Source organism: Paenibacillus sp. LK1 (assembly GCF_002750415.1).
GTDB lineage: Bacteria > Bacillota > Bacilli > Paenibacillales > Paenibacillaceae > Paenibacillus > Paenibacillus taichungensis.
In genome coordinates this window covers 116993-140375 of record NZ_PEII01000006.1, presented here as the reverse complement: position 1 = coordinate 140375, position 23383 = coordinate 116993, and the positions used below count along the sequence as shown (strand labels likewise).

The window sequence follows — 23383 nt, the reverse complement described above, 5'->3', positions numbered from 1 at the left end:
AGTGATGTTGCAGGTTTCTTTTGTTTATATAGCCATCAGGATGAGAACAAATTACTTAGTTGTTCTTCCTGTACATTCAATGCCAACACTACTTTTGACGGGTCCTGCTTCGAGTAGATCACGTTAATAATATGACCTTGCTGAACCTGAGGTAGGGTAGATGGATAAATTTCCTTTGGTATAGTGACCTTAAATGTCTCTCCATTTGACTTCGTTACACTAAGCGTTAGCTGAAGTTTGATTTTGCCATTACCTCCGCTTCCAAGTGGAGTAACATCCAAAATTTTGGCCATCGCTTTCTCGCCCGTTCGTGCAATATCCATCATCTCAGGTGCCACGCCATGCTGCACCATCTTCTCATCCAGCAATTGCTGTATATCTTCCTGCGATAGCCTCCCCTTCAGATCAAGCCCTACCTTGTGTTCATCCGTCACAGAGACCACTAAGGGAATTAAACTGCCCGGCTGGAATTGAGACATTGAAATCAACGGTATGATCGTTCTCAACTCGGTATCGTATTTCTCACGTCCTTTACGCGAGACGGTCAGGCCCAGTCGAACTTCCGGCTGCTCATTAATATACGTACCCGTCTGCTGGATGCTTTTAATGACACCAACCGCTGGTAATCCTGACTTCACTCTCCCAACGCCGAAGATATTAGCCAAAATGGAGGGAATAAAGATCAGCCCAAATCCGGCAAAAATCGCTGGTGTATACCACCATGCCTGCATAATGATAAAAGGATCATTCCACAGCTGCTGTGCCAGAAATGGGGAGAATCCCACCCCAAACACAGTCAACACACCGACCAATCTCAGGAAACCTACCATCTGCCCCACCCTCTCTATATCTCTATTATTCGTTGTTAGTTGTCTTTATTAAATGATAGAATGCTCGTTTGTAGTTCGAACACCTTCTAGACGGACAACAGCCCCATGTAAATTAGCTCTGTCGGATTCGCCGGATTTTGCCCCAATCCCACTCGATCTCCCACGCGTGGAATCTGCATCTTGGACACCAGTGTTTCCAATGTTCGCTGATACTGATTGCCATTCGTCTCTGTTACATCCAGCACAAGCACAACAATTGGATCAAAATTGATCAGCTTGCCCGTATCGGTAATCGTGATTACCGTGGCTGTTGCAGTTAAGGGAAGGGAACCACTTGCCGCCAGTTGTGCCTGTTTAGCCGAATCCAGACTCTGGTTGATGGCTTCCCGATGCTCCTTTGATACAAAACCTTTCATCATCATGCCGCTAAGTCCTTTATTCATCATTTTATCTGCCTTCGCAATCGCATCTTCCTGCTTGTTCTTTTTACCAAACCATCCCATAATGAACACCTCGTTTTTTTATTTTTGGTTATAGTTAAAGTATAAACAGGAGGGCTTGTCCTTGAATACCCTTTTGACTGCATACAAAAGAAACGAAAAATCCGGTGATTGAACCACTGAATTCTCGTTTCTTTAACATGCTTTTTGATGGATTCCGCAAAAAAAAAGCCGAAAACGACTCTTAAATGAAAGGTTTGGAGGCATATTTTGTGCCTAATGCACCGGTATTGAACAAAATCATGCAAAAAAACGGCGGTTCCACGCCGATTTTCGATCTATTTTTTGCGTAACAGGTAGACCAGCTTCCGATAATACATGGCGGCTTCCTTATATTTTCGCTGATCCTCGGACACCACGGCCATTCCCTCATATAAAGGTTCAAGACGCATGACATGCTGCACGGACTCAAAATAAGGCAGACATGCGAGCGCTCTCTCCATGAACACTTCACGATCTCCATGCGCAAGAGCAAGATGGCTCTGGTAGAAGGTTGCACTCATCTGCTGATCCTGAGTTGTTGCACTATTCAACAGTTGATCCACACTCTGCGCAAGTACCCCCCAGTTTTTTCGTGCCAGTGCCACTTCACACCGATACACACTCACTAATGGCTTCATGGCCTGCTGGGTTTCTTCGGGTTCCTGCTGCAACAGGGATTCGAATCGTTCGATCTCCGACTGCGCCTGATCCAGCTCCCCCGTCATGGTTAACATGACAATCCGATTATTCGCAATGGCAGTGACCAGATCGCCCTGATTACCAGCATACACCAGATTCGCCTCTGCCATGGTCAATGCCGAGAGCGCCTCCTGTACCAGTCCCATCGCAAAGCAATATCCGCTGTACGCCACATATAAACCGGACAACCGATGAAACAGCCGCTGATCATAGACATGTCTCATGGTGAGATCGAATACCTGCTTGGCCTCTTCGTACTGTTTGACCTGAATGTAGGCTTCCATCTTGATATTTTGCACAGACAGCCAGAATTCACTTCCAGGAAGGGACAATTCACTTAGCCTGGTTGCATGCGTTAACACATCCACAGAAGCAAGCTTGGAACGATAGTACTGCACTTTGTAATATAATAACGCCTTCGCTAGCGGACGCGGCAGATCTACATCGTCAGGACGGCCGTATTTCTCCAGATAAAAATTCAGATAGGATGTATGTATATATTCATGAGCCGATGCATCATTTAATTGTTGGTAATAGACCGCCTTCATTAAAGCCGTGGTCAGCTCTACTGTCAGCGCATCATCCCGATCCTCAAGTGCGTGCACGATATCTTCTGCTATCACTGAAGCTGGAACTGACATTTGTTCAAAAATAACCTCTGCCAGATCTTCAGGGAGTGGATAACGATCGGCCAGAATATTGGCAAAGTGAGCCTGCGTAACCAAACCTTCCACGAGGTCTTTGCGGGAGATTTGCTTTCTTTTGCTCAGAAATTCAATCCGTTCCTTCAGCATGGCTAGTCTTCCTTTCGTTTCGATCCTGTGAATCACAAAAATCCGGTGATAAAGGCGAACGCTTCGCTTCTCCAGATCTGTTCTGTCCTCTCCGTTGTTGTGTAAATGTTTAGTTCAAACTATATAATATCATCCAGGGTACGAAGCCGGATACCGTCTTTTAGCCAAATCCATCGAAACGGTTTCCGTTTCGGAGGCAATTGTTTTACAATAAGGTGGTATGTACAAGAGCATTATCCAATAATGAAGAACAAGAGTTGAATATGAAAGGATGCAAATGAATGATTATTAAACCAAGAACACGTGGTTTTATTTGTACAACTTCCCATCCTGTAGGCTGTGCTGCACAAGTCCAGGAGCAAATTGATTATGTAAAATCCCAACCGCAATTGAACGGACCGCGGAACGTACTCGTTATCGGAGCTTCTACTGGATATGGACTTGCTTCGCGCGTCGTATCCGCATTCGGTGCCGGAGCCAACACTATTGGCATTTACCGCCCCAGCAGCTCCACTGAAAAACGTACGGCTTCAGCAGGCTGGTACAACTCCGCTGCATTTGAGAAGGCTGCGGAAGAAGCAGGACTGAAATCATACAGCATCACAGGTGATGCCTTTGCCAACGAAACCAGAGAAAAGACCGTTGAACTGATTCGCAGTGAACTCGGTCAGGTTGACCTGGTTGTCTACAGCGTAGCGTCAGCACGCCGTACCGATCCGAATACTGGTGAAGTATTCAACTCCGTGCTCAAACCGATTGGACAATCGTATACGAACAAAACAGTCAATTTCCATACGGGAGAAGTAACGTCCGTTACGATTGATCCGGCATCCGATGAAGAAATTCGCCAGACCGTAGCCGTGATGGGCGGAGATGACTGGGAACTGTGGATGGGTGCCTTGCAACAAGGTGGCGTACTCGCCGACAATGCAACAACCATTGCCTTTTCTTATATCGGTCCTGAACTAACACATGCCATTTATCGTGATGGCTCCATCGGCCAGGCCAAAAAACATCTGGAAGCGACAGCCCACAAGCTGAATGATCGTCTGAGTGCAAAGGGTGGACGTGCTTACCTAACCGTAGCCAAAGCGCTCGTAACCCAATCAAGCTCCGCAATTCCAGTGGTGCCGTTGTATATCTCTGCGTTGTACAAAGTCATGAAGGAAAAAGGCTTGCATGAAGGATGCATCGAGCAATTGCAACGCTTGTTCGCTGATCGCCTCTATGCGGGAGGAGAAGTTCCGACCGATGAAGCAGGGCGTATTCGTATTGATGATTGGGAGATGAGAGCGGACGTTCAGGAAGAAGTGGCGAAGCTCTGGGACGAGCTGACCACAGATAATATCTACGATCTGTCCGATTTGGTCGGATACCGTCAGGAGTTCTTCCAACTGTTTGGTTTCGAAACCGACGGCGTGGATTATGAAGCAGATGTTGATCCAAATGTTGAAGTACCTCATCTGCGTTAATTGAAAAGCAATATTGCTGTGGGACTGGCATAACAAGCTTATTACAGGTCCAAATTCAGCCTTAGGGGAGCGAGCTTTCGCTCCCCTTTTTGACGTCAACCGCTTCTATAAAATCGACTTGAGTTGCTTTTTCAACCCCTTCGGCACCGTCTTCTCTACCGTGATGGATCGCGCTCCATGCATCGTTGCAAAGAACTGGAGTCCCTCCCGAAAATCCGTGATCCATTCCTCCACAGGCGGAGCAGTCTCTTCCATCGATAACAACCGAACCGTTAGCACGCCCGTTTTGCGATCAAGTCGCGGGTCCATGCGTCCAATCAGCCGATCGCCGTGAAGAATGGGCATGGCGTAATATCCGTAAGTTCGTTTCACCTCTGGTGTGTATATCTCCCACTTATAATGGAAATCAAATAAATCCACAATCCGTTCCCGTCTCCACAGCAGGTTGTCCAGCGGAGGCAGGAATCGTACCGGACCTGATGGATCATAATGCGGCTCTTCCCTTTCCATCTCACGCAACAAACCCTCATCTTCTGCACGGATATAATAAGGCGTCGCAACATCCTCTACCTCCAGCGGAATCATGCGACCATCTGCGACACGTGCAGCCAGATCACTCCGACGTTCAGCAGCCGTGGATTTCATCCAACCTAATCGTGGATCTCGGGCATCCACGACCCGATATGCGTAAATGTACTTGTCCATCAAAGCTTGCCTCTGAGCCAAGATATCGATTTCCGCTGTCATGGATTGGCCCTGCTCCAGCAGTCCGGATTCAGTAATATGAAAATAACGTTCATTCCCCCGCCTTGCCACGACACGAATGGCAGCCGAATCCAGTAGCAAGTTCAACGCTAACGAGGTGTCCTTCGTTTTAGGCACATCTGCACTGTCCCAATATCCACTCACCCGTTCGACGGCACGAAAAGCCCTTGACGGGAGCGGTCCCTCATCTTCCAAACGCTTCAGCACATGCTGCACTGTATTCTCCAGCCCTTGCAGGGAAGGAGCCAGACGCTCCCGTAATCGGGCACGCACAGGTTCGAACATCGCATAATCTTCGATCGGAATGACACATGCAGCATTGGCAAAATATTCGAACACTTTATGATCACTTAGCAAGGTATGTAAGTACTCAGAGGTATAGCCCGGATCACGAGCGCCCAACACCAAATGCTGATTCCCGGTTACGGCAGCGACAGGATCAATCTGTACGCAGCCAAGGGTGCGAATCAGCTGCATGACCTGTTCAGGACCCGAAGGCAAGGAAGCAGCGGGCCAACGTCCCAATAAAGATTGCGTTTGCAGCAAAAAACGCCGAACGATTTTTTTATCCATGCGAAGCGCTGTTGTCATATGTAGAATTCTTCCCTTCATCGAAGATAGGAGAATGTATAGCTATAATTGATCCAATTCAAAAGAGATACATTGATTTTAACAGTCCAAGGGATGTCATACCAATCGAAGGAAGATCTTTTATTAAATTTTTGAGCTTATGCAGCACTCTGCACACCAAAGACAAAATAAAAAGAAGCACCACCATCCTGGGTCCGCTTCTTGTGTTTGACCTTTTGCAATTTTTCCTGTTTCGTGGGCATGAGTCGAACATGCTGGGATAACGCTCCATAATCTCCATTTACTCTCCGACTTTGCTCCGGACACCATTGTCCTGACCGCTCTGCTTTGCGCAATGCTTTTTGTGTTTGTGTACGTGCCATAATAATAGAACACTCTCCCTTGATTGGTATGCACTCAATATATCATGTGCAGGCGGACAAGTGAAGGTGATTAACGTGGAACTCTTTTCCGCCGTGATTGCCATGTTTCGACAGGTTCCTGATCGTCTTCCTCAATCAACTCCAGTGCTTCTTCCATTCTTCTCGATTTAAACAGCAGGATCAGGTCCATCAGATCTTCACGGTCCAGCAACTTCACCCCGTTAACCGCTGCCAGCGTCCGGCATGCTTCCGTATATCTGGCTGAAGTGAGCACGATGGATCGATCTGCTTCATAATAACGCATTGAAGTGTAAATCTCCTGCACTGCGCTGAGTCCAACCGGATGATTCGCTCCGTAACGTTTGGCCTGAATGACATTTCGTCTTCCTGCTCTATCCACAAACACAAGGTCCGCACCAAAATCACGGCTGCTTGTAGTCTTATGTACTTCGGCATAACCGAGCTGCTGGAATAAATGATACAGGTACAGCTCAAATTCCGATCCATCCTGCATTTTATCGATATCCTTAATCGTAATCTTACGCGGATTGGCCTCACTTCGTATGCGCTGCCCTCGCCGAATTACACGGCGAATGATCCAGGCAATGAGTAGTAGAAGGACAATAACGCCTATACCCACAGTGGTCATATTTTCATTCCAATTCATGTCTGTTCTCCTTGTCATTCCTCTAATCTGGCAGGCTTGTACCCCTCTTAGCCCTCATCACCCGACTAAATATAGCAGACTTCTCTCGTAACAGAAAGAAGATGAATTCCCTGTAACCCTCGAACTTCTCCAAACAACAATAATTTTATACCTCAATCATAAAAGGTTACAGACACTCAGGTTGAATTTCACATGTATGAAATGGTAGAATTCAACAATCGGTTCTATTTTGAATCGAAGAAAGGTGGTTTATAACTTGCATACATCCAACAAACGAAAGTCCAAAACATGGGCTGCGCTTCTTCTCAGTGGCACGCTCCTCTTCAGCCTGCATACACCAAGCTACGCGGCCGCTGAACAAAATGCACCATTGCCTAAACCTTCATGGACATCATCTTCTCTCTCACTCACGCAAGTGAATACGGAGAAAGACGTTATCGTCAACGAAGTGAACGCAGTACCCGCGAAAAATCTGGTGTATGTGCATTCTTCCCAGCCCGTGACCAAAACAAGCAGCAATACGAAGTTGGATTGGCAGCTGGATTCGCTTCAGGCGCTGGATGCCACGACCGGACAATTGAAATGGAACGTTATTTTCCATGAGAAAAGTGGGCCTTATACAACCTACTCCAATTCACTATATACCAGCAACAGCACAGCCTATGTATATATGGAATATTCGGATGGAACCAAAAAGGTATACTCGTTCAATACTTCCGGCAAAACCAACTGGGTCAAAAACGTGAGTAATTCATCTTCCATGTACCTTCTGGATGACGATACGTTATTGATCGCTTCGAGCCCTGGTGTTCAATCAAACGGTTCCGTTCGATCAGCCATCTCGCTGTATGACAAAAAGGGAAAACTGATTACGGAAAAAACGATCAACGGTGCTGTACTCAAAGCAGGCAGTGATCGAATCGTAGTCGATGCAAGCAAGCAAACCAAAGTGGGCAGCTTCTGGCAGCCTGCCGCTAACCCCAAAGTGGAGATTTACGATCGTACGCTGAATCGTCTTTCCTTCTACCAGTTCCCGAGCAATGCCAACACTCTGGGAGACGGCGGTGGTGAATCGCTGGTCATTCTGGAAGATGGCTCCGTGATCATGCGTGCCAATTTTGCGAACACGGGTAACAAGCTGATGGGCTTTGGCACCGATGGCAAACTGGCCTGGGGCCGTGCGATTGCCGGTGATGCCTATGTTCAGACCGCGGGCAACAGTTATACCCTGTTTACAGGCCAAAAGCTGGAGCTGTACACCATGAAAGGCAAAGTGACCGAACGTACATTTAAGGAAGAGCAGCCTATTCTCATGCAGGTTGATCGTACACAGGACGGGCAATACAAACTTGATTTCGCTAAAAAGGGTTATATTCTCGATCCACAAACATTGGATACGGTACATGAATATGAGTTTGCATCCTCTCCTGGATTGCTCGATGGATATTCGACGTACAATGATCATATTATTTATCAGATCAATGACGATGCATTATCCAAGTATGTATTGAAGACAGCCTCAGCTAAATAGTAAATGGAGCGCTCTAGTTGACCGACTAACGGTTAACAGGGCGCTCTGTTATTTCACACAACGATGAGAGTCCCTCTCCCTTTTATCCTCTCTGCGCAAACTGGTATAATAGTATCGTTCACTTTTTCACCCTACTCTTGATTGGCAAGGAGCGTAGCCCTCCCATGATTATTCAATTCATTCGATACAGATAACTTAGGGCATAACATAAACCTCTTTTTTCAAAATGTTCGATAGAGGTTTATTTGTTATGCCCTTTTCTTCAGTTATCCATATCTGAATGAATGGGGTGTTATTCCATGTCAATCCAACGCAGAGAACGTAGTGCTGCGCTTATTTATCCATACATCCATATGCTTAAATGTCCCGTCTGTCATCACACAATGACAACGATTAGTCGGGACAATATTCAATGTAGTTCCAGGCATTCGTTTGATTTGGCAAGACAAGGCTATATCAATTTCATGACACGATTTTTCAAGGGAAACTATGACAAACGTTTATTTACAGCCAAAAGGAATATTTTATCTCATACGGCTATCTATACACCTCTGACCGATATCATTCGCCATTGGATTGAAGATTACTCCGATGGCAGCATTCAGCCCTTGCATATTCTGGACGCAGGTGCAGGAGAAGGATCTCTTTTGCATCAGATTACACAGAACACTCCAGTTGTGGGCTGGGGGATCGACATCGCCAAAGAGGGTATTGCCATGGCTTCTTCTACTTACGACCAGCAGAATTGGTTTGTTGGTGATCTTGCTTATAGTCCTTTTGCAGAGGGGCAACTGGACGTGATCCTGAATATCCTCTCCCCTTCGAATTATGAAGAGTTCGGGCGAGTGATGAAAAAGGATGGCTGGATCATCAAAGTAATTCCCCGTGACCGATATCTAATGGAAATGAGAGAGCTTTTGTTTCGGGGCCGATCTCATCAATTAGACAGCAGAGAGTATGTATTGGACCGATTTACCAAGCATCAACATCTCTTAGACAGCATTCGGCTAACATACACTCTGCCCGTATCGGAAATCATGATGAATTCACTCATTCATATGACACCACTCTTCTGGCATGGGACGGAATCAGCCATAGCCAGCGTTCAAGAGTCCTTATCGCAGATTACGATTGATTAGAAATACTGGTGGGAAAACAGAGATAAGTTCTGAAGCCATTGAGATAACATTCTCTTAATCATTGAACAATCAAAAAAGCCGGGGAAGTTCCTGTTGGAACTCTCCCGGCTTTTTCAATAAGATCTGATGGAAATCGGTCTATTGTAAATGAAATTAATTATTCCAGTTTTCTTCAATAAATTCATCCCGTCCAGATATCGCACGGTCTTCCTTGTAATGTTTCTCATTTTTCTTGTGGTAATCCTGATGGTAATCTTCTGCCGGATAGAACACAACTGCATCCCGAATCTCCGTCACAATCGGTTGATTGAATCGCCCGCTTGCTGCCAGCTCCTGCTTGGACTGTTCTGCTAGCTCGCGTTGACGTGCATTATGGACAAAGATCGCTGTACGGTACTGACTTCCACGATCCTGAAATTGCCCTCCATCATCGGTTGGGTCCGTCTGGGGCCAGTATAGCTCCAGTAGACGTTCATACGGAAACACCTCTGGATCAAATGTAATTTCAACGACCTCGACATGACCGGTCTCCCCGGTTTTGACCTGCTCATATGTTGGGTTATCGACGTGACCGCCGGTATAGCCTGATACAATACCATGAATGCCTGGTTGCTCTTCAAATGGTGTAACCATACACCAGAAGCATCCGCCGGCAAATGTAGCTTTTTCCATGCACACTCATCCCTTTCTGTTGTACCTATATCTTAAAACAAAAAGAGGTTGATGGAAAGCCACGTCCGTGGACTTCCATCAACCTCTTCAGAAACATCTGTTATATTAACAGCTATTCATACCTCTGTTGCCGACTAACTGTTCATTCAAGAAATCTTGAATTCGTTACCCGCGGCTTCGACCCATAGAACGGAAGATCAAGCTCACGATCGCTACAAGTACGATGGCACCGATTAATGCCGGTACTATGTAGAATCCGCCCATTTCTGGACCCATGTCTCCCAGGATTACTCCACCTAACCATCCGCCGATAAAACCGGCAATGATGTTACCGATAACGCCGCCGGGAATGTCACGACCAACAATCAGACCTGCCAACCATCCAATGATACCACCGATAATTAATGACCATAACCAACCCATATCATTCACCTCTAATTAAAGTTTTTGTTGTTGTCTGTCTACTATTAACCGCTACAGAAGCATTTAAACAATTGGCATGAAAATTGTTGTATATTACCTTTTGTTCATATGCCCGTTTCTCTGTTCAACAGCCTATAACAAGGCATTAAAAACAGAGTGCGTCACTTCCGGGCATTTTACACAGTTCAAGACTGCGTTATGTACCTCCCGAAAGTCATTGTATGTTGATTCAGACAGCCTTAGTATAACCAATTGAGGTGAGAATATTTTTGGTCTATTTTAAAAAGTTAGCGTACATCAAAACAGCCGTTCCGGTTACGAATCGTTCTTCCGATCGCTGTTATCCCCGGATTTTTTTTGCATTCCCTTTATAGAAGGGAAAATCCGTTGATAAAGGCAAGATAATGCTTACGAAGTAGCTTTCTTGCAGAAATCTTTTAGCTTCGCTTCTTCAGAATCGATTTCGTACCCTCCACTACATCGTCCTCATCTGTCCAGAATTTTTAAGATCTCCAAAATATTTAGGTATTAATAAAAACCTGCACGCCCCTTGCCTGGCTGGGTCAGCCAGTTATGCTTATGACTCTTGTCCAGCTCTCCTCGCATTGACTGAATGATCTGCACAATGTCCGTCCGGCCATTCTGGTGCCATTCCAGCGCTGCACTGACATACAACTCTCCAAGTTGAGCAAGAGAAAAGGTATCCGTTAATCGTGCAGCTTCCAGCGTACCTTCTTCCCCTGCAAAGACAGCAAAGCCGCGTTGATTTAAATATTGCAGGCGCAGTCCTTCGTCCGGTAGCGGTATTTCATAAGCCCGATCGAACCGACCGGCACGGTTCATGAGCCCTGGGTCTATTTTCTCCGGATAATTCGTGGTGCCAATTAGGAAGATGCCCTCTTTAGACGTTGCCCCATCCAACGTATTCAGGAAAAAGGATCGCACTTCATCCGGCATGGAATCGATATCTTCAATAATCAGTACCATGGGAGCCAAACGTTTGGCTGCTTCGAACACTTCACGCACCGATTCACTGTTTGTGTATTCGGTAATTTGCCAATATGCTGCTGGCCCCGGAATGCTTCCTGCAATGGATTTCACGAGGGTCGTTTTTCCGTTTCCAGGATGGCCGTACAGCAGGATGCCACGTTTGTAAGGAATATCATAGTCTCGATAAAAGGAACGATCCGCCTCGAAAAACTGGTCCAACGAACGGAAAATATCCTGTTTGATTTGCGGAGAAAGCACGACCTCATCCCGCCCGACAGAGCGGGTAATCGATTCGACATGACGGTCACTGCCATTGCGGGCATCCGTGTACACCGTGACTTTTTTCATATTTTGCTGCCGTTCCCGTTCCCTTACACTGCCCAGAAATTGCTTCAATTCATCTTCTCCTGTAGCAAAAACAAAATCCTCATTGTAGATTCCGTTCTCCCGGAAGAAAGGAATGCGGACGAGAGCTACGCCCCACTGGGGATAGGCAAATACATTGTTGCGAATCGAATAATGTACACCATATGTCGGTGCATCTCCATCATCCTCATAATGCAGTGTACGCAGCTCCAGATCTTCGAAAATCCGGGCAACCAATTCCACTTCGGTGCTGTTGCTTTGCAGAACTTCTTTTAGCAGATCCCAGTATTCACTGTTTGGATCATCGCTGGCATAAAGTTCATAACGAACACCGTATCGATTGCCAAGCGCTTCAATGATGCCGCGAATCAAACGGGCATATATGGCATAGCCTTCGTTTCGGATTTGACTGTCTTGTTGCTCTTCGTAGGAATAGATGACTCTATTATGATTCAATTGTTCTTTATCTATGGTCATTACTTAGCTCCCTTCACAGCGGCAAGTGGTTTACATTTGGCTACAACTTGAGCCAGACCTGCGCCGGTAACACTATCAATAATTTCATCGACATTTTTATAAGCTTGCGGTGATTCATCAATAATGGATTCAAGTGAACGCTGGTTCACCACAATCTCATCTTCAGTTCCCACACCCAGCGCCGAGGCAAAATCCTCCACAGTAACCAGGCGCTTTGTTGCTGTGCGCGACCGAATGCGTCCTGCTCCATGACAGATCGAATAATAGTTATCCTTCCCCTCGGGTTGACCTACCATGATATACGAAGCCGTTCCCATTGAACCGGGTATAAGTGCGGGATGACCTGTTGCCAGATACGGCTTCGGATTATCGGGATGACCGGCAGGTAATGCACGTGTAGCTCCTTTGCGGTGTACAAAGACAGAGCCCTGATCCACGTGGGATTCCTCCCATGCATAGTTGTGCATCAAATCATAGAGGGTACGGAATTCGCATTTTGGACCAAACACATCCCGAAAAGCTTCGCGAATAGCATAAGCAATCAGATGGCGATTCACCACAGCATAATTCAGCGCAGAATACATCATATTGACGTAATGGCGACCTTCCGCATGTTCAAGCGGAGCAAAAACCAGTCTTGGATCGGATGTCCCCAGACCATTTCGCTGCATCACTTTCGCAATGGCTGATGAACTGGTTTGGCTTACATACCCGCCCCAGGCCCGGGAGCCGGAATGAATCATGACAACAATTTGTCCATCGTACAGACCCCAAGCTTCCGCAATCTTGCGATTTTCCTCGGCAATCTCTATCGCTTGAATCTCGGCAAAATGATTGCCTCCACCCAAAGTTCCTAACTGGCGATGAGCCCGATGCCAAGTCATATCCGGTACCAGATTCAGCACTTCCTCATCAAAGGCAAATTTGCTGCTCTCTACATGAGTAATGGAAGTTGATTTTTTCGGTGTATAGCTATCCGGGATATATTTTTTTGGTAATCCGTGCAGACCTTTTCGCACAATATGCTCCAAACGAATGTCCGAGTAATGACCGCGCTGATTTGCCTCCATCGGCAGCACTTTCTCAATGGCTTTTACGAGTTTACGGCGCAACTTCACGTCTTTCAGGTCGTCCTTATGCAAATTGGTCATATGTACCCGCATACCACAGCCGATATCACTGCCTACGATGGATGGAGATACATAACCACTCTTGGCATCCCATACCGCTGTTGTGCCAATGCAGGTACCTACACCGACATGCACGTCAGGCGTATAGCTCATATAGGAAATTCCCGGGATTTGAAGATTATTGTTCGCCATCTCGAACACCTTATAGTCTAATGACGAGAACAGCTGTTGTGCCGCATATACCGTTAAATCACCAGCAGGCAATTTGACTTCATGTCGGTAGCCTCCTGTGAGTTCATTTTGACTCGTAAATAAATTAGGTTGTGTATTCATAAATGTTTATTATTCCTTCCTGTACGTTCAGCTATTTCGGTTCACTTTCAAAAATGAACCTAACGTTATTCCGAATTCCATATCCATCTTCAGTACAACAAAAAAAGAAGCCAAGGACAGTTCGCCCGTGACTTCTTCATGACAATAACAGAAAACAAAATCAGCATGAACATGCCGCGTCTGTTCTCCATTGCAATATACGCCGAGAGTAGCATATCGATTAATAACGTTCCAAGGATAAACGATATGCATCTTCCCCTATGTCGCCCGTATGAGGCCAAAGAGACGATGAACTGGATATACAATTGTGTCTGTGCTTCGTAGGGTCTTTGTGGATTTCAAATCATAACCAACCATCATATCTCTCGGCCTCCCTTCATTAATATTATGTTTATATTAAGCGGACTCGTTTCGATGTGTCAACCCTTTTCTTGGAAAATTCCCTATTTTGCATATGCATTAGATTTAAATTCGTGCTAATAACGTATATAAAAAAAGCAGGGTCTGTAAGGAACAGACCCTGCTTACTCAAGCATATTATGAGATTATATATCGATTATTGATGGTACATGTTTTGACAGATTTGACTTTGTATCTTATCATTTCCCTGCTTGTTTTTCCAATTCTTCCACAGGATTTTCATCTTCTTTTTCAGGCACCTTGGAGGACAGGAACCAACCACATACCGCAATCGTAATCAGCACAATGTAGAAACCAAATTTCCAAATTTTATTTTCCGGGAAATGCTCATCCAGAACGCCCAGTGAAGGATGTGCAAGTGTAATCACAGCCAACTTAACCCCAACCCAGCCAACGATAACGAAGGCTGCAACTTCAAGTCCTGGACGGGAATGAAGCAGTTTAACGAAGAAGGAAGCCGCAAATCTCATGATGACAAGGCCGATAAATCCGCCGAGGAAGATGACGATAAACTGTCCACCGTCAAGTCCGCCGATCGGAGGCAAACCACTTGGTGGCAATGCAACAGCCAGCGCCACAGCTGCGAGAATGGAATCGACCGCGAACGCGATATCTGCCACTTCCACCTTGAATACAGTCATCCAGAAACCAGATTGTTTTTTTGGTTTTTTTGGAGCGGAATCAGCCGCTTCATCTGTTTTGTTTCGGCTACCCAACACCTTTTTGACAATGTGGTTAATGGAGATGTACAACAGATACAGGGCACCAATTGCTTGAACCTGCCATACGTCCACGAGGAACGAGATGAGGAATAGTGACCCCAATCGGAAAATGAACGCTCCCATTAAACCATAAAACAACGCCTTTTTGCGTTTATCATCAGGTAAATGCTTAACCATAATGGCAAGAACCAATGCATTATCCGCGGCAAGTAACCCCTCCAGGACTACTAAGACGACAAGAACCCACCCATACTCCAATAATAACGATAACTCCAAATTTTACTCCTCCTTAGTATCCTTATCCTTATGATGTACAAAAAAAAGGACCTTTACCATCGCTGGTAAGGTCCTTTATATTCACGAAAAGAGACCTTTACCCAGCATGAAAACTTGGTAAAGGTCTCGCTAACAACAAAATTGCTGCCAATAAAGCCGGGGATGTAATCCCGAACTGACGACTTTACTGTGAAAGCTACTCCCCTTTAACATCAGGAATATTTAGTTTTAAGTTGAAACAGGTTCAATAATCTGTTCTCATCATATTCATAACGATAAGCAAAGTCAAGCTTTATTTGACTGTCTGCGGAGCAGCTTGCGAAAGACCAGCAAATCATAGATGAAATTACCCAGTGGGATAAACGAGATAAAAAACAAAGCAATTGGACGACGCAAACGCCATTTTTGAGTGGTATACAGACTCACCATAAATAATAAATACATCAGAAATAAAAAGCCATAGATGTTGCCAAACCACGTGACTGCCTTTGGCATGATCCCTGATTCTCTTAATGGAAAAGCAACAAATAACAAAAGTACATATGAAAGCCCCTGCAACCACAACAGCAGTCGAAAGCGGCTGAGTGTTGAATGTAACATTTTTTTCCTCCTGCTTCTAAATACGCGCAACGATTTCATTGCATCCCGTACAGTATATCACAAAAACGAAATTTACCCTCACGCGCAGTTCTACAGGAGCCAAATCCACCCGATGCACATAGGATATATGACCAAGATAGATTGTTGCGAATATGGACAAGGAGGAACCTGTTGATGAAAATAGCCCTGATAGCGCCTGAAAAATTGCCAGTCCCAGGTAACGGATCAGTCGAAATCTGTATCCTCGGCATTGCTCGTGAACTTGCTCTCCGTCACCAGGTGACGATCATAAGCCGTCAGATGCCCGGTCTTGCCATTACAGAGCAAATAGATGGCATAGTGATCCGTCGTGTACCATCAACCAGCCCCAGCGAGTACACAAGGGCAGTGATCCGTTTTCTGAAAATCCAACCCTTCGATCTTATTCAGGTAGACAACAGACCTCATAGTATGGCTGCAATTAAACGCGCTTTCCCTACGTTACCTGTGGTGCTCTATCTTCATTCGTTAACCTTTGCACAACCAGGACCAGCAAGATTAGCGCTGTTAAAAAAAGCGAATTGGATTGCCGTTAATAGTCAATCCCTCAGACAAAGGCTGGGTCGCCGATTCCCATCCTTAAAACGACGGATGGGTGTTGTACCACTGGGCGTGGACCTAAGCCGTTTTTTGCCTGCAGCTAAAGGAGAGCAGCAGCTTCTGCGGAAGCAGTTCGGTATCACAGGCCCATTTTCCATTCTGTATGTAGGCCGACTAATTCCCGGCAAAGGTGTGGATGTACTGATTCGTGCCGTAGCTCTTATTCAGCAGCAGGTATCCGTGCAACTGATCATTGCAGGTAAGGGACCTCCAGTTTACGTCCGCAAGCTGCGACAGCTTGTCCGAAAATTAAAGGTTGATGCCACCTTCCGAGGTCAGATCGCCCATGAGCACATTGACCGTTTGTACAGGGCTGTGGACTGCCTGGTGTGTCCTTCCCAACAACATGAGGCCTTCGGGCTGGTTAATGTTGAAGCTATGGCTTCAGGACTACCCGTCATTGCTTCAGACAATGGAGGCATTCGTGAAATCATTGTATCGGGGAGTAATGGATACCTTGTAAGACAGTATCACAACCCCCAAAGTTTCGCTGCTTACCTGTCTAAACTGGCAGACAATCCTTCTCTCGCTCTTTCGCTTGGAGAAGCTGGCCGTGCCAGTGCAGTTGAACAGTTCAGTTGGGCCCGGACAGCCATGCATCTTGAAGCAGCCTATACAAAACTTATCCGAGGATAAATCTTGTATATGCTGTGCTTTTGTTAAGCTTTTTCACGTGACTGCCAGTCTGCAATAAAGCTATCCATATGCGGAACAGGAACATACATCATTTCAATTAACTCCACAATAATCATATCTTTCATGGCAAATCTCACCTTAGCGCATGTTTGTTGGCGGAAAGCATCATAAATTCCCGAGCCAGTCCAGCAGCCGTGAGGAGCGAGCAGTGGATTATTAACAATATATCCAACCGTCCCAATGGGGGGAACTACTACCTTGATGGCTCGAGAGTCTACCCGATTGTCGGGGTCTTTGACCAGAAACAGGATATCGCCTACGTTTAAAGCTTCTACACCATGATAATGCTCCATTCCATACATGGCTGCAAATAATTTGGTACTCATCACAAAAGCTCCTTTTACACATTTTTTTAATTTAGTTGGGTTGAATTATTGATCTTCCTCATAATGTTTCATCCACTCTATGAGTTGTTCACGAATTTCTTTACGATATTCGCGGGGTTCAAGGACCTCCGCTTCGGGGCCAAATTGATATAACCATTTCAGAAATTCACGACTACTGTTCAGCGTAACTTCAAATAACAATCCGCCATCAGGCGTATCTGTCATTCGTGGACGAACAAACATTTCTTCTTCTTTTATGTAGGGGGCCACTTTCTCAGTGAATCTTACTTTGAAATGGATAAGTTTATCCCCACGATCAATGGACCATGTGTTTTTCATGAACTGCGTTATGTTGAAATCACCCATAACAAAATGGGTATTGGTCTGTATAACGTCCAGAAAGCGACTGATCCGAAACAAACGGACTTTCTGCAGCAAGTGGCAATAACCAATTAAGTAGAAACGCTGATCGCGCGGAATGAGGTAATAGGGGTCAATGTCGCGGACCGTTATTTCATTTTTCGTAAGCGTGTGATATTGGGTTCGAATCGTTTTTTGATCCAGAATGGCTTCAATGACCGGGATAAGCAAGTTGGGATACTTCCCTTCTTCCCGGTATGCAGGTGTACCCATACGAATAATGCCTGCAATATTTTCTACAATGTCACTGTTTCTCGATTTCATTTTCGTATGGGCTGTCATCACCTTGTCAAAGGCTGAATCAAATTCAGCCGGGAGTTGCGAAGTATCCACCACGGATGGAAGCATGGAGAATACTATCGCTTCCTGTTCGGTAAAATCCAGAGGATACATGGCAAATTCACCAATGAACCGATACCCCTTGCCATAACCTTCATTCATGATAGGGGCAACCCTGTCCAAAATTCGGAGATCGCGATAAATCGTGCGCACAGTTGTACCGCATTTCAACGCCAATTCTTTGGCGGAAATTCCGGGATTCGCTTGTATAGCCTGAAGTATACGCAGAAGACGAATTAATTTCTCTGTCATGTAGTTTCTCCCCTTCGATATTTTATCGGCAAGGAAAACTAGTTCCTTTAGTCCGGTACTAAATCTTTAGTCCCAAACTTATTTTCGCAATTTCACCTTATGTATATAGTCCAATCGCACTTATTCGGCTTATTAAATATACATTCTCTTACTTGCTTGCGTAAAATATTAACTTCAAGTCCTTATACCTACGCCTGATAGCCTATTTAGCATTCAAAAAAAATAAAAAAAGTCTTGTCTCTTGGACCAGAGACAAGACTTTTTCGCTTGTTTATTTGTGCAATTGCAATAATTTAGTCAGCACATTGACCATATGATCGCACAGATCAGGGATATCTCCCATCTGATCTTCATTCACACTGCGGTCAAAATGTACTTCAGCTGTGATAGCATAAGTTGCTGGCTGATCTTCAAATATATAATGAATATGCTGCAATTTTCGTTGTTCCGACCAGCTCTCTTGTAATATGGAGCTAATTGCAGGACATTGAGTCTCAGGCTCCCTAACAACCATTCTGAACCGCAACCGCAAACGGCAACCTGATAGAACTCCTGGTGTCTCCAGAATCTCAGCCGCGAGATCCTCAAGCGATGTGTTCAGTACCACTTCGGCTGTTACGTCAGGGCAATCTCGCAGGCAGAATTGCAGCACCAACTCTCTGGACATACGGGCCAACTCAATCTGATCCTTCCGATCCGTTATGGAAATAAGTTCATCCAAATTATCGAGATCATATAGGTAATTTTCGAAGCCTACTTTCAAATTGTCATAAATCGTCGGATCAAACATGTTGTGAAACCTGCTTTCTTATGCAAATTATTCCGAAATGAATTGTTGCTGCTCCGAAACATAGTATACTGTAACGTTGTTTCACGCAAACAGCTCCCCGTCATCATACCGAATAACGCGACTATGTAGCAATCTTTCATAAGTCAAAACGACATTCATTATCGCGCATCTCCTGCGACTCCACTTGTCCATTTCCAATATAAAAAGCCCGGTCGTGATGACCGGGCTTGGTTGAGATACAGAATAATAAATATTCTGACTCCCTATTCTTCTTTAGCTGGTTCTTCTGGTGCTGCCGGTGCTGCTTCATCAGCAGAGGCCGTAGGCTCTTCCTCAGCCGCTTGTGGCGGCATCACGGAAGCGATGATGGAATCACCTGACGTCACCAGAGTCAGACCTTTATCGAGCTTGATATCTCCAGCTGTCAAACGATCACCAATTTCCAGTCCGCTAACATCCACCTCAATGGAGGTTGGCAGATCAGCCGGAAGTCCTTCGACCTCCAGTTGAGTTTCCTGTGTCTGGAACACACCGCCTGCCTTGGAGCCGGCTGCGGTACCTTGGAAGTCGATCGATACACTAACGCTGATCGGTTTATTCTTCGAAATTTGCAGGAAGTCCACGTGCAGCAGACGTCCGTTGCGTTCCTGTTGATCCTTGATCAACACTGGAACCGTTTTGCCACCCTCAAGATTGAGGTTGAACATCTCGGAGCGACCTGTACGTGCTACTTTCAGCACTTCTTTTTCATCTACATGTATTGCGGCACCTTCTAATCCCGGGCCATAAACGACAGCCGGAACACGTCCGCCTTGTCTTAACAGGCGCAATGCTGCACCTTTCTTTTCAGTTCTTGGTGTTGCCGTAAGTTGAGCCATTTTTCCGTTGGATTTCATGATTGAACATCCTCCTTCAAGGGATCCTTACTTATATTTGTTAGGAAGCCGTAAGCTTCTCTCTTAGACCAGAATGGCCTTTTCGTGCGTGGCCGAATCTGGGGCCATATCTATATTTACCCCAATGAAAGACCATCTCAAACACTAACATGTTCAGTTTTTTTATTTTTCTGGTGAAAAAGGGGCTTTCTAATGAACAAAAAAGCGGTCGGAATACCTTCCGACCGCTTTTTAAGCCTATAATTTTCAACCTTTGTATGAAGTTATAACTTAGCCAGCTATGCGCTGTTACGATCATCCTCATCATCACTTTCACGGATAACCTGCATTTGATCCGACCCACTGTGAACGATAATGTGCACATCTCCGTCTTCAGGACCGATATCAACATAACGATCTCCGCAGGTATCTTTGGCTTCCCATTCATTCAACCGAATAATTAAGCCTAGATGATGCAGTCCTGCAGCCACCCGAAAACGGGCTTCTGCTGCATTACCCACTCGCTCAAATGGGACAGCTCCATCCTCCATGCCTGTGCCCCATACCCAGACGTCCCATCCCTCATAATGCTGATCTTCCCGTTCATATCGGAGAGTGACAATTCGCGAAATTGGTTTGTGGATTTTGACATTCAGCGATGCCTGAATCCCTCCAGCCTCCGCGGTAATCTGGGCAGACCCTGGTGTTAAAGCACGCACAATTCCTGCTGTACTAACCACTGCATGATCCACCTTAGACGAGCTCCACCGTATATTCATACCTTGCAGAGGCTGGCCGAATTGATCCAGAACCAAGGCGCGGAATCGACTGACACGTGTCGTGTACATTACAGATTCCCCAATAATTTCAATTCGTTCCGGATGGAGGTGATCAACCTGCAGCGTACACTCTGTGGTAATCGTGCCACATTGGACGCTGATCGTGGCTTCCCCAATCTCCCCCATATGAATTGTCCCATCGGCGGATTGAATCGCAATAATCTGTGGGTTCGAAGAGCTCCAGGTCACAGATGCATTTTCCACTACATTACCAAAACGGTCTCTGACTGATGCTCGCAAACCAGCAATCTCTCCGGCACTGTACACAAGACGCGGCGAATGAATCTCAATCACAGCCGGTTCAGTACCACCAGCATATTCCGTGTCGTATAGTACCATCAACGACCACCGTTCTACCATTGCGTTCCCGCTCACCGTCTCAATGAGGTCTGTACCTGCTTGGTGATCATTCACAACAATATGCCAATCACCCTCCGGCAGACTCACTTGCTGCTGCTGACCCGTTCCGTTGTAGATTACCACGATCTGATTCCAGGTATCCTGATTCGCTCCGTGATCCAGTGTAAATGCAACCACATTTCCTTCTGCTCGCATCATGCGAAGATGATTCCTTACCTGTTCGGCGTTAATCATGCGAAAGGCCGGATGTGTGCGACGCAGATGAATCAAGCCACGATAATAGTCAAAAACAGGTCTGAATCGAGCTTTGTTAGCCCAAGTGATCGTATTCACGGCGTCCCCGCTGCGATAACTATTGTGATCTCCTGCTTTGGATCTCAGCATCTCATCTCCTGCATGAAGAAATGGAATACCCTGTGAGGTAAGCAAAATCCCTGTTGAGAGCAAGGAACGTCGAACCATCTCATGATCAAGTACATCATCCGCATCGACATAACGATAAGGGTCCGCCGCTTTAACCGCCGATTCTGCACTGCCTCCTTCTACAGGCTGCCCGTCTCTCCATACCGGGTAACCGAGATCATGCCTGAGGTACATCGTTGTTGCGATTTTGTCCCATAAGTTGAGATTATCATGTGCCGTTACATAATTGACGGATTCCACTGGTGAAGATGTGAAATCATCTAGCGCTCCGGCTACACCCATGGCTATTTCGTACTCCTTACCGTCTGCTCCGGTAACAAAACCTTTACCGATCCCATCACTATCCCCTTTGATAGCACTGCGGAAATGATCGTTAAATACAGCAAATCCCTGACCGCGTTGTGTTCCTTTTAACGTTTTTCGATCCAGAGGTGAATCTCCGCCTGTCCACGGCTCCCCGTAGATCAGAAAAGCCGGATCAATCTGTTCTCTCAGCTCGCGGGTCACTTCGTTCATCGTGTCTGTATCAATCAGCCCCATGAGGTCGAAGCGAAACCCGTCCACATGATATTCCTCTGCCCAATACAGGAGAGAGTCCAAAATATATTTTCGCACCATAGGGCGCTCCGTAGCCAGTTCATTGCCTACACCCGAACCATTGCTCAATTTGCCATCCTCACGGTAACGGTAATAATAACTTGGTACAATCCGTTCAAAAGGTCCATCATCCACGCTGTACGTATGGTTATAAACCACATCAAGCACAACACGGATGCCTTGTCGGTGCAAGGAATGAATGAGCGCCTTGAATTCCCTGATTCGAATCGCAGGATCACGCGGATTGGTCGCATAGGAACCTTCCGGCACGTTATAGTGCTGCGGATCATAACCCCAGTTGTATGGCAATTTGGCATTCGAGCCGACGTCCGTTGTCACTGCCAATTCATCAACCGTCTGATAATCCGCTACAGGCAGAAGATGTACATGCGTGATGCCGAGTTCGACAAGATGATCTACACCGATGGAATTTCCACCTCTGTCCGTCAACCCGGAAGCCGTAAATGCCAAATATTTGCCCTTATATGGAATATCAGCATGGGGGTCGGAGGAGAAGTCTCGCACATGTAATTCATATAGAACTGCATCTGCCGGACGCAGAAATACGGGCTTCACATCCTCTTCCCAATCCACTGGATTGGTTGTATCCATGTCAATGATGGCTGTTCGCTGTCCATTCGCCGATACAGCACGAGCGTAAGGATCGGGTGCCACTGCAATAAGTTGATCATCATGGGTAATGTGATACATATAATAATGTCCGGCCCAATCCCCTTCAAGCTGTACACTCCATATTCCATCCGAATCACGGGTCATCGACCGTTTCTGTCCGTCATCATGTTCGGTTACTTTACCAGTTGTATCATAATGTCCCTCATTATCAAAAATGAGTAATGAAACCTGCTGAGCTGTAGGTGCCCACAGCTTGAATGTGCTTGCTGTACGCGTATATGTTAAGCCAAGATCGTTGCCTTCATAACGAAAAGATGTCCATTCCGGCATCGTTCCCACCGCCTTTATATCCATTGATTTCGTGTTGTCCCGATGTTACGGAGCGAGACGTCATTTGTCAACCCGGGGTTGTCTGTACTCAACATATCGGTTGAGCAGAGGCTTTCAATTAGC

The 23383-nt window shown here is 45.9% G+C and carries 21 protein-coding genes; 4 read left to right on the top strand and 17 right to left on the bottom strand.

The features are described 5' to 3' along the window. Positions 1 to 35: 35 nt before the first annotated feature. From CS562_RS15280 to CS562_RS15270, 3 genes are all read right to left on the bottom strand, one after another. Entirely contained in the window at positions 36 to 830 is a 795-nt protein-coding gene (locus CS562_RS15280; protein ID WP_099856899.1) for a hypothetical protein, read from the bottom strand. Between the two features lie 86 nt (positions 831 to 916). Then, positions 917 to 1336, bottom strand: coding sequence for a hypothetical protein (locus CS562_RS15275; RefSeq protein WP_180287156.1), 420 nt, complete (start codon positions 1334 to 1336; stop codon positions 917 to 919). A gap of 272 nt (positions 1337 to 1608) precedes the next feature. Next, positions 1609 to 2805, bottom strand: a complete 1197-nt coding sequence (locus tag CS562_RS15270; RefSeq protein ID WP_099856894.1) for a transcriptional regulator — start codon at positions 2803 to 2805, stop codon at positions 1609 to 1611. A 281-nt stretch (positions 2806 to 3086) separates the two neighbouring features. Between CS562_RS15270 and fabV the strand changes: the two genes are divergently transcribed. Further along, entirely contained in the window at positions 3087 to 4277 is a 1191-nt protein-coding gene (fabV, locus tag CS562_RS15265) for an enoyl-ACP reductase FabV (protein ID WP_099856891.1), read from the top strand. Positions 4278 to 4382: 105 nt separating this feature from the next. Here fabV and CS562_RS15260 read toward each other — a convergent pair whose 3' ends face one another. From CS562_RS15260 to CS562_RS15250, 3 genes are all read right to left on the bottom strand, one after another. Then, positions 4383 to 5633 carry a DNA glycosylase AlkZ-like family protein gene (locus CS562_RS15260; protein ID WP_099856888.1) on the bottom strand — a complete coding sequence of 417 codons (1251 nt, stop codon included), beginning with the start codon at positions 5631 to 5633 and terminating at the stop codon, positions 4383 to 4385. Positions 5634 to 5770: 137 nt separating this feature from the next. Further along, the gene (locus CS562_RS15255) at positions 5771 to 5995 is read right to left on the bottom strand and encodes a hypothetical protein (RefSeq protein WP_076287817.1); all 225 of its coding nucleotides are present in this window, start codon (positions 5993 to 5995) and stop codon (positions 5771 to 5773) included. A 70-nt stretch (positions 5996 to 6065) separates the two neighbouring features. Continuing rightward, the gene (locus CS562_RS15250; RefSeq protein WP_099856885.1) at positions 6066 to 6662 is read right to left on the bottom strand and encodes a restriction endonuclease; all 597 of its coding nucleotides are present in this window, start codon (positions 6660 to 6662) and stop codon (positions 6066 to 6068) included. A gap of 256 nt (positions 6663 to 6918) precedes the next feature. Here CS562_RS15250 and CS562_RS15245 point away from each other — a divergent pair, with 256 nt between their 5' ends. Beyond that, the gene (locus CS562_RS15245; RefSeq protein ID WP_099856882.1) at positions 6919 to 8193 is read left to right on the top strand and encodes a hypothetical protein; all 1275 of its coding nucleotides are present in this window, start codon (positions 6919 to 6921) and stop codon (positions 8191 to 8193) included. A 299-nt stretch (positions 8194 to 8492) separates the two neighbouring features. Further along, positions 8493 to 9332 (top strand): putative RNA methyltransferase, encoded by an 840-nt coding sequence (locus tag CS562_RS15240; protein ID WP_180287149.1) that lies wholly within the window; start codon positions 8493 to 8495, stop codon positions 9330 to 9332. A gap of 153 nt (positions 9333 to 9485) precedes the next feature. Here the strand turns inward: CS562_RS15240 and msrA are convergent, their stop codons facing one another. The 6 genes from msrA to CS562_RS15205 form a co-directional block, all read right to left on the bottom strand. Further along, positions 9486 to 10004: a peptide-methionine (S)-S-oxide reductase MsrA gene (msrA, locus tag CS562_RS15235; RefSeq protein WP_076287813.1), complete on the bottom strand. Its 519-nt coding sequence runs from the start codon at positions 10002 to 10004 to the stop codon at positions 9486 to 9488. A 165-nt stretch (positions 10005 to 10169) separates the two neighbouring features. Then, positions 10170 to 10427: a GlsB/YeaQ/YmgE family stress response membrane protein gene (locus CS562_RS15230; protein WP_017686880.1), complete on the bottom strand. Its 258-nt coding sequence runs from the start codon at positions 10425 to 10427 to the stop codon at positions 10170 to 10172. 528 nt (positions 10428 to 10955) lie between these two features. Next, positions 10956 to 12260: an AAA family ATPase gene (locus CS562_RS15225; protein ID WP_099856876.1), complete on the bottom strand. Its 1305-nt coding sequence runs from the start codon at positions 12258 to 12260 to the stop codon at positions 10956 to 10958. Beyond that, entirely contained in the window at positions 12260 to 13723 is a 1464-nt protein-coding gene (locus CS562_RS15220; RefSeq protein ID WP_180287148.1) for an RtcB family protein, read from the bottom strand. The genes CS562_RS15225 and CS562_RS15220 overlap by 1 nt, the downstream gene beginning before the upstream one ends. 599 nt (positions 13724 to 14322) lie before the next feature. Next, on the bottom strand, positions 14323 to 15141 hold the full coding sequence (locus CS562_RS15210; RefSeq protein WP_076287809.1) for a TerC family protein: 819 nt from the start codon (positions 15139 to 15141) through the stop codon (positions 14323 to 14325). 285 nt (positions 15142 to 15426) lie between these two features. Beyond that, the gene (locus CS562_RS15205; RefSeq protein ID WP_180287147.1) at positions 15427 to 15741 is read right to left on the bottom strand and encodes a DUF3817 domain-containing protein; all 315 of its coding nucleotides are present in this window, start codon (positions 15739 to 15741) and stop codon (positions 15427 to 15429) included. Positions 15742 to 15915: 174 nt separating this feature from the next. Between CS562_RS15205 and CS562_RS15200 the strand changes: the two genes are divergently transcribed. Beyond that, the gene (locus CS562_RS15200; protein WP_099856867.1) at positions 15916 to 17016 is read left to right on the top strand and encodes a glycosyltransferase family 4 protein; all 1101 of its coding nucleotides are present in this window, start codon (positions 15916 to 15918) and stop codon (positions 17014 to 17016) included. A 23-nt stretch (positions 17017 to 17039) separates the two neighbouring features. On the opposite strand, the gene CS562_RS15195 is transcribed toward CS562_RS15200, so the two are convergent. The 5 genes from CS562_RS15195 to pulA form a co-directional block, all read right to left on the bottom strand. Further along, on the bottom strand, positions 17040 to 17402 hold the full coding sequence (locus CS562_RS15195) for an HIRAN domain-containing protein (protein WP_063566897.1): 363 nt from the start codon (positions 17400 to 17402) through the stop codon (positions 17040 to 17042). A gap of 45 nt (positions 17403 to 17447) precedes the next feature. Further along, positions 17448 to 18413, bottom strand: coding sequence for a helix-turn-helix transcriptional regulator (locus CS562_RS15190; protein WP_099856864.1), 966 nt, complete (start codon positions 18411 to 18413; stop codon positions 17448 to 17450). A gap of 271 nt (positions 18414 to 18684) precedes the next feature. Beyond that, positions 18685 to 19203 (bottom strand): hypothetical protein, encoded by a 519-nt coding sequence (locus CS562_RS15185; RefSeq protein WP_099856861.1) that lies wholly within the window; start codon positions 19201 to 19203, stop codon positions 18685 to 18687. A 263-nt stretch (positions 19204 to 19466) separates the two neighbouring features. Further along, complete coding sequence (locus CS562_RS15180) at positions 19467 to 20099, bottom strand: 50S ribosomal protein L25 (protein WP_076287804.1); 633 nt, start codon at positions 20097 to 20099, stop codon at positions 19467 to 19469. A 278-nt stretch (positions 20100 to 20377) separates the two neighbouring features. After that, the gene (gene pulA, locus CS562_RS15175) at positions 20378 to 23260 is read right to left on the bottom strand and encodes a type I pullulanase (protein WP_099856859.1); all 2883 of its coding nucleotides are present in this window, start codon (positions 23258 to 23260) and stop codon (positions 20378 to 20380) included. Between the last annotated feature and the right edge of the window lie 123 nt (positions 23261 to 23383).